The organism is Shigella sp. FC1967 (genome assembly GCF_001743005.1).
Taxonomy (GTDB): Bacteria; Pseudomonadota; Gammaproteobacteria; order Enterobacterales; family Enterobacteriaceae; genus Proteus.
In genome coordinates this window covers 1-376 of sequence record NZ_MIIZ01001351.1, presented here as the reverse complement: position 1 = coordinate 376, position 376 = coordinate 1, and the positions used below count along the sequence as shown (strand labels likewise).

The 376-nt window shown below is 42.8% G+C and carries 1 pseudogene; it reads left to right on the top strand.

Features of this window, described 5'->3' with window-relative positions:
- Nucleotides 1-376, top strand: a pseudogene (locus BHE89_RS21890) (ATP-binding protein); the annotation flags it as partial.

Below are 376 nucleotides of genomic sequence, written 5' to 3'. Positions count from 1 at the left end.
TTCTCGTTCATCCGCGCTTGCCTCTAAAGCGACTGGCTTCCCAATTGCGAAGGTCGCTGCAAAATTAGCGGTAGGCTATACCCTTGATGAGCTGATGAACGACATTACGGGAGGGAGAACACCAGCCTCTTTCGAACCTTCTATTGATTATGTTGTGACAAAAATTCCTCGTTTTAACTTTGAAAAAATTTGCAGGGACAAATGACCGATTAACCACGCAAATGAAATCTGTTGGCGAAGTGATGGCAATAGGTAGAACACAACAAGAATCCTTACAAAAAAGCGTTACGAGGTCTTGAAGTTGGGGCGACAGGATTCGATCCTAAAGTTGATTTAGATGACCCTGAAGCATTAACAAAAATTCGTCGTGAACTAA